Source organism: Microcella sp., from assembly GCF_033763155.1.
In the GTDB taxonomy this organism is placed as follows: domain Bacteria; phylum Actinomycetota; class Actinomycetes; order Actinomycetales; family Microbacteriaceae; genus Microcella.
On sequence record NZ_JANRKZ010000102.1, the window covers coordinates 1 to 6,533 of the forward strand.

Annotated in this window: 7 protein-coding genes and 1 pseudogene; 3 read left to right on the top strand and 5 right to left on the bottom strand. The window is 69.0% G+C overall.

The annotated features are described in order from the left end of the window. Positions 1–321 precede the first annotated feature (321 nt). Positions 322–1,248 carry a LysR family transcriptional regulator gene (locus tag SFU54_RS04740; protein WP_319015153.1) on the top strand — a complete coding sequence of 309 codons (927 nt, stop codon included), beginning with the start codon at positions 322–324 and terminating at the stop codon, positions 1,246–1,248. A 41-nt stretch (positions 1,249–1,289) separates the two neighbouring features. Here SFU54_RS04740 and SFU54_RS04745 read toward each other — a convergent pair whose 3' ends face one another. Then, entirely contained in the window at positions 1,290–1,664 is a 375-nt protein-coding gene (locus SFU54_RS04745; protein WP_319015154.1) for a sec-independent translocase, read from the bottom strand. 62 nt (positions 1,665–1,726) lie between these two features. On the opposite strand from SFU54_RS04745, the gene SFU54_RS04750 reads away from it, so the two are divergent. Then, complete coding sequence (locus SFU54_RS04750; RefSeq protein WP_319015155.1) at positions 1,727–2,356, top strand: O-methyltransferase; 630 nt, start codon at positions 1,727–1,729, stop codon at positions 2,354–2,356. 23 nt (positions 2,357–2,379) lie between these two features. Here SFU54_RS04750 and SFU54_RS04755 read toward each other — a convergent pair whose 3' ends face one another. From SFU54_RS04755 to dapE, 3 genes are all read right to left on the bottom strand, one after another. Beyond that, a complete protein-coding gene (locus SFU54_RS04755; RefSeq protein WP_255158837.1) occupies positions 2,380–2,547 on the bottom strand; it encodes a DUF3117 domain-containing protein in 168 nt (55 codons plus the stop codon). 120 nt (positions 2,548–2,667) lie between these two features. Then, complete coding sequence (locus tag SFU54_RS04760; protein ID WP_319015156.1) at positions 2,668–3,975, bottom strand: hypothetical protein; 1,308 nt, start codon at positions 3,973–3,975, stop codon at positions 2,668–2,670. After that, positions 3,957–5,060 (bottom strand): succinyl-diaminopimelate desuccinylase, encoded by a 1,104-nt coding sequence (dapE, locus tag SFU54_RS04765; RefSeq protein WP_413466567.1) that lies wholly within the window; start codon positions 5,058–5,060, stop codon positions 3,957–3,959. Before dapE ends, SFU54_RS04760 begins: the two co-directional genes overlap by 19 nt. A 39-nt stretch (positions 5,061–5,099) precedes the next feature. On the opposite strand from dapE, the gene dapD reads away from it, so the two are divergent. Further along, entirely contained in the window at positions 5,100–6,098 is a 999-nt protein-coding gene (dapD, locus tag SFU54_RS04770) for a 2,3,4,5-tetrahydropyridine-2,6-dicarboxylate N-succinyltransferase (RefSeq protein ID WP_319015158.1), read from the top strand. A gap of 40 nt (positions 6,099–6,138) precedes the next feature. Here dapD and SFU54_RS04775 read toward each other — a convergent pair. Continuing rightward, a pseudogene (locus SFU54_RS04775) lies at positions 6,139–6,533 on the bottom strand (nucleoside-diphosphate sugar epimerase); the annotation flags it as partial.

Genomic DNA, 6,533 nt, shown 5'->3' on the forward strand with positions numbered 1-6,533 from the left:
ACCGCCGCGACACGACAACGGCCGCCGGATCCCGTGCCCGCCCCTGGAAAGGCGAGAACGAGGTCCGACGGCCGTTGACGAAGGCGCCGTCTGGCGCAGTGCTCAGCGCTGCGTCGCGGGAACGCGACGGTAGCCGTCGCGCGAGGCGGTGACGATGGTCGACGCAACGGCGGCGACGGCAAGCAGGGCGATGATGATGAGCACGGCGGTCATGATGGGGTCTCCTTGGTTTCCTGAACACCTCTATTTCATCGCGCGTCACGCTTTAGCACAATCGATTGTTTCTGAAGTGATAGTTCAGTTTTGCTTTAGTATTGGACAATGGATGTCCGCCGCTTGCACCTCTTGCGCGAGCTCGCCGACCGCGGCAGTGTGACCGCGGTTGCCGAGGCAACGCACCGCACCGCATCCGCGGTCTCTCAGCAGTTGAAGGTGCTCGAGGCCGAAGTGGGGGTTCCGCTCACCGAGCGGCACGGTCGTGGGCTGGTGTTGACCGGCGCGGGGCTCGCCCTCGCCGACACCGCGCGCCGCATCGCTCTCGCGATCGAGTCGGCCGAAGCCCTGTGGCACGAGTTCACGCAGAGCCCGCAGGGCTCGGTCTCGGTAAGCGCGTTTCCGACAGCGGGCCAGATGCTGTTGCCAGGGGTTCTCATTGCCGTGCGCGACGAACCGGGCCTCGAGGTCGTGCTCACCGACCACGACATGCCCCTGCCCGACTTTGCGCAGCTCACGCCCGACTACGACATCGTGATCGCCGACTCGCAGGGCGTTCCGGCTCACTGGGAAGAACATGGCCTGCGGTGTGTACCGCTCATGACCGAGCCGTTCGACGTCGCGCTTCCGGCCGGGCACCCGCTCGCCGAGAAGAACGTCGTGCACGGCTCAGACCTCGTCGACGCCGACTGGATCGGCGCGCCCGAAGGCTACCCCTACGACCGCGTGCTTGAGCGCCTCGGCGCCGCGGTGGGGCGCGAGCCGCGCATCGTGCAGCGCATCATGGACAATCTCATCGTCGAGCGCCTCGTGGCCGCGGGAGTCGGCATCGCGATTCTGCCGCGCTTCACCACGCGCAGCCACGGCAACGGCATCGTCACGCGACCCATCACCGGGTTGCCCGCCGAGCGTCAGATCTCGGCGCTCATGCGCGCCGACCGAGCGGAACGACCGAGCGTGCGCCGCGTGCTCGAACTGCTGCAGCACGAAGCCACGCGCGTGGTGCAGGGCTACCGCACCGTCGGCGAGCGCTGAGCGAGCATCCGTCGCCGCGCGAAAGACGCTCGCCCGAGCGGCTAGGTCGCTTCAGAGTCGAACGGAGCCGGTCGACCCTCGCGAATGAGCCGCTGCCGTTGTGCGTACGCCGACTCGCGCACCGTCGCGGTCGGCGGCGCGACCGCGGGCGTGGGCGTCGGATCGTCGCTGAGCGCTTCACGAATGATGCGGCGCGGGTCGTACTGGCGCGGGTCGAGCTTCTTCCAGTCGACGTCGTCGTAGTCGGGGCCCATCTCTTCGCGCATGCGCTCTTTCGCGCCGTTGGCCATGTCGCGCAGCGAGCGAATGAGGCGCCCGAACTGGGCCGCGTAGCCGGGCAGTCGGTCGGGGCCGATGATGATGACAGCAATCAGCCCGATGAGCAGCAGCTTCTCGAACGTCAGACCCCAGGACACCCCTTGAGAATAGCCCGGTCGCCTGAGGTCTTCGCCCTAGGCTGGCTGTGAGAAGGAGCACCGTGCCCAGCAAAGACCTGTCGTGGAAGTACGTCGAAGACCAGACGGTCGAATCTGACGGCATTCGCGCCGCGCGCGCGCAATCGCTCGAGCTGGGTATCGAGCCTGTGAGCCCCGCCACGGGCGCCCACCTCGCGGTCATCGCCGCTGCCCTGCGCGCCGAATCGGTCATCGAGATCGGCACCGGAACCGGCGTCTCGGGCCTGTGGGTGCTGCAGGGCGCTCCGGATGCTCTCCTCACCTCGATCGACATCGAAGCTGACCACCACGACGTCGCGCGCCGCCACTTCACCGAGGCTGGCTACGCGCCCTCGCGCGTTCGGCTCATCACCGGACGTGCGCTCGAGGTGCTTCCGCGCATGAACGAGGCGAGCTATGACCTCGTGCTCATCGACGCCGACGCCGGGTCGATCGCGGACTACCTCGAACATGCCCTGCGACTCGTGCGGCCGGGTGGAGCGGTGCTCATTCCGCACGCTCTCTGGCGTGACACGGTCGCCGACCCCGCCAAGCGTGATGGCGTTACGGCAGAGCTGCGCGGCATCATCGCAGCCATCAGCGAATCAGCTGCGGTTCACGTGGCGATCTCGCCCGTGGGCGACGGACTTCTGCAGCTCATCACCGCGCGCTAGGCGCGGCGAGTGGGGGTTTCGACCTAGCCGATCGCCGCGGCGAGCGCGTCGTGCAGCTCTTTCGCCTCGTCGTCGTTGACCGACACAACAAGGCGGCCACCACCCTCGAGGGGCACGCGCACGATGATCAGGCGGCCTTCCTTGACAGCCTCCATCGGTCCGTCGCCGGTCCTGGGCTTCATGGCTGCCATTGGTTCTCCCCTTCGCTGAACAGTGCCCTCCATTATCCCTCACAGATGCCCTACGGCTAAATCGAGCGAACCGCGTTCGGCCTGGTCACACCGCAGATTCAGACAGTGTTCATCCCCTGATCACGGCGGGGTGAAGTCGTAGCCGTCAACCCACCAGCCGATGTGGATCCACGCGAACTGCCCGACGATGCCGAGTGCGAGTGCCAGCACCGCGAGGGCCACTCTGACCGCGAGGCTCGTGCGTTCTGACCAGCGCCCCGAGAGTCGCCCGGCACCCACGCTCGCGATGCCGAGCGCCACCGCGCCGAGCACGGGAGCGAGCGGCACGAGCAACCGAAACGTGCTCGACTGCGGAAAGAACACCGCGAGCAGGTAGAGCGAATACGCGATGATCCAGAACCGCAGTTCGATGGGCATGCGGCGCATCGCGGGCAGCAGAAACGAGAGCGCGGCCACTATCAACAGGCTGACGAGGATGACCGGGCCGAGCACTTCTCCCATCGACCACGGCAGCCCCGGCAGCGCGGGCCCCGGCCACCACTGTTGCCCGCCCCACCAGTGGGCCCCCTGAAACCAGGGAGTGAACGGCAACAGCTCGACGTCACCGATGTAGGGCCGGCGCCAGGCGAGCTCGGTGTCGATATAGCCAAAAAGGTCGCCCGTGCGCAGCGCGACGATGCCCGGCCACGCAAGGCCCGCAAACCCGGCAATGACGGCCGCGAGACCGAGGCGCAGCCGCTCGACGGGGGCGAAGTCATCGTCGTGGCGGCGCATCCACCGCCAGCCCCACACGAGGGCGAGCATGAACGCGAAGGCGAGCCCGCTCGGCCGGGTGAGCGCCATGACCGTGACGACGAAGGGCAGCGCGACCCAGCGACGGTCAAGCACGAGAATGAGCGCGCCGAACAGCAGCGCGAGGTGCAGTGCCTCGGCGTAGCCCACTTGCATGATCGGAGAGAGAGGCGCAAAACAGAACAGCGCGGTCGCGAGCAACGCCGTGCCCGACGAGAGCCAGCGCTTCGCGAGAGCGAAGAACAGCATCGTCGCGACGAGACTCGCGATGACCGAGATCGTGACCGCGACTGCCGCGAAGCCGAGTGCCGAGAAGTCGCCCGTGAGCGCCATGCCCAGGCGAATGAGCGCGGGGTAGACGGGCATGAATGCCCACGCGTTTTCACCCGCGAGGCCGTTCTCGTCGCGCGGAATCTGGTCGGGGTAGCCGACCGCCGCGATGATGTAGTACCAGTGGGCGTCCCACAGTCGAGCGAAGTCGAGGTAGCCGGGGTTGGCGCTCGTCCAGGCGTTGTCGGCCTGGCGGGCCGCGAACGACAGCATGATCGCGGTCGTGACGAGCCGCGAGGCCGCCCACACGCCAACGACCGCGAGCCACCAGCGCAGGGCGCTGCGCCTCAGGCTGAGGTCAACCATGCCCGCAACCCTCGCTCGCACGCGATGATCTGCTCGACTGGCACCCGCTCGTCGTCGGTGTGGGCGAGTGAGGGATCTCCGGGGCCGTAGTTGACGGCGGGGATGCCGAGCTCGGCAAAACGGGCGACGTCGGTCCAGCCGTACTTGGGCGCGGGGGTGCCGCCGACCGCGGCGATGAAGTGCTGCGCGAGCGGAGCATCCAGCCCCGGGCGTGCCCCGCCGGCCGAGTCGGTCACGACGAGGTCGAGCTCGGGCGCTGCGGCCGCGAACAGCTCGCGCAGGTACGACTCGGCCTCGGCTGCCGACTTGTCGGGCGCGAAGCGGTAGTTGACCGTGAGCACACCCGCGTCGGGGATCACATTGCTCGCGACTCCCCCGCTGATGCTCACGGCGTTGAGGCCTTCGCGATAGACGAGCCCGTCGACCTCGATCGAGCGCGGCTCGTAGTTCGCGAGCAGGGCAAGCGCCGGGGCGAGCGCGTGAATGGCGTTCTCGCCCATCCAAGCGCGGGCCGAATGAGCGCGGCGGCCGGTCGCCCGAAGCTCGATGCGCAGCGTTCCATTGCAGCCGCCTTCGACGACGGCGTTCGACGGTTCGCCGAGAATCGCGAAGTCAGCGGCGAGCAGGTCGGGGTGCGTGCGCGCGAGGCGGCCCAGGCCGTTGAGCTCGCTCGCGACCTCTTCGTGGTCGTACCAGACCCACGTCACGTCATAGGCGGGCGCGTCGAGCTGCACCGCGAGCGCGAGCATGACGGCGCAGCCGCCTTTCATGTCGACGGTTCCGCGGCCGTGCAGCGTGCCGGTCTCGGCATCGCCCTCGAGGTGGGTCGGCAGGTTGTTATTGATGGGCACGGTGTCGATGTGGCCCGCGATCACGACGCGCTGCGCGCGGCCCAGGCGCGTTCGGGCGACGATCGCGTCACCGTCGCGCAGCACATCAAGGTGCGGGGCGTGGATGCTCAGGGCGCGCTCGATCGCGTCAGCGAGCATCCGCTCATCACCCGAGACACTCGGCACATCGCACAGCGCTTGCGTCAGCGCCACAACACCCTCGTGCACGGGCAGGTCGGGGGTGGCGGTCTCGATCACGGTTCCAGCGTAATCGGGCCCCGGTAGCCTGGAGTCATGTCGAGCTCGAACGCCCCCGCCACCGCCACCGACTCTGAGCGCGCGACGCGCCACGCCTGGGGCTATGGCCTCGCCACCGTGCGCCTTGCCGACGGTGAGGTGCTCGACACGTGGTACCCGCGCCCCGAGCTCGGCACGCTGCCGCACGGCCGCGACCCGTACATCGTTCCCGCCGAGATCGAGCACTTGCAGGGCGACGACGCCCGCCGCGGAGTGCGTCGCGAGGCCCGCACGGTGACGATCGATCTGGATGCGCCGCCGGCATCCACGCCCGATGCGTACTTGCGCCTGCACCTGCTCAGCCACCGCCTCGTGCAGCCCAACACGCTCAACCTTGACGGCATCTTCGGCCACCTGCCCATCGTCATGTGGACGACCGCGGGCCCCATGCACCCCGACGACTTCGACGCGCGCCGCCCGGCACTGCAGCAAGCAGGAATCTCGGCGCTCGGGGTCGACAAGTTTCCGCGCCTGCTCGACTACGTCACGCCGCCGCGCGTGCGCATCGCCGACGCCTCGCGCGTGCGGCTCGGCGCCTACCTCTCGCCGGGCACGACCGTCATGCACGAGGGCTTCGTCAACTTCAACGCGGGCACGCTCGGCACCTCGATGGTCGAGGGCCGCATCAGCCAGGGCGTCGTCGTGGGCGACGGCAGCGACATCGGCGGCGGAGCCTCGATCATGGGCACCCTCTCGGGCGGCGGCACGCACCGCATCGCGATCGGCGAGCGCGCCCTGCTCGGCGCCAACAGCGGCGTGGGCATCTCGATCGGCGACGACTCCGTCGTCGAAGCGGGCCTCTACGTGACGGCCGGCCAGAAGGTCGTCGTGGTCGACGGCACGGTCGGAGCCGACGGGCAGCCGCGCACCGTCAAAGCTTCTGAGCTTTCCGGGGTTGCGGGGCTGCTGTTCCGCCGCAGCTCGGTCACAGGAGCCGTCGAGGTGCTGCCCCGCACGGGCGCGGGCGTGCAGCTCAACGACGCCCTGCACGCGTAGGTCGGGGTGTCGGGATGCTCGCGGCGAGCATCCCGCCCGCCTAGTTCTTTGGCCGCCGCCGCTGCCACCACTGGGCGAGCCGCAGATCGTTCCAGCCGAATCGGCCCGCGTCGGGCAGTGCGGCGCGAATGCTCTCGGCGCTGAACGGGCTCGACGGGCGAATGTCGGCGGGCACCTCGGGCGCCCAGGGCAGCGGCTCGCTCACGCCCTCGGCGAGCATGCGCGCTTGAGCTTTGGCGACGAGCGGCACATTCATCGTCCACTCGGTCACCTGGGCCAGTGCGCGTATCGACCACACGGGCAGCGCGATGAACACGGGCTTGCGGCCAGCGACGCGAGCCACGCGGCGAACGGCGTCGGAGAGCAAGAGCTCTTCCGCCCCCATCACGGCCACGGTCGGCTCGGGGATGCGCCCTTCGGCCGCCGCGATAAGCA

Bases quoted from the DNA above. Each gene is read 5' to 3' on its own strand.
- SFU54_RS04740 (WP_319015153.1), top strand. From the start codon at position 322: ATGGATGTCCGCCGCTTGCACCTCTTGCGCGAGCTCGCCGACCGCGGC.
- SFU54_RS04755 (WP_255158837.1), bottom strand. From the start codon at position 2,547: ATGGCAGCCATGAAGCCCAGGACCGGCGACGGACCGATGGAGGCTGTC.
- SFU54_RS04760 (WP_319015156.1), bottom strand. From the start codon at position 3,975: ATGGTTGACCTCAGCCTGAGGCGCAGCGCCCTGCGCTGGTGGCTCGCG.
- dapD (WP_319015158.1), top strand. From the start codon at position 5,100: ATGTCGAGCTCGAACGCCCCCGCCACCGCCACCGACTCTGAGCGCGCG.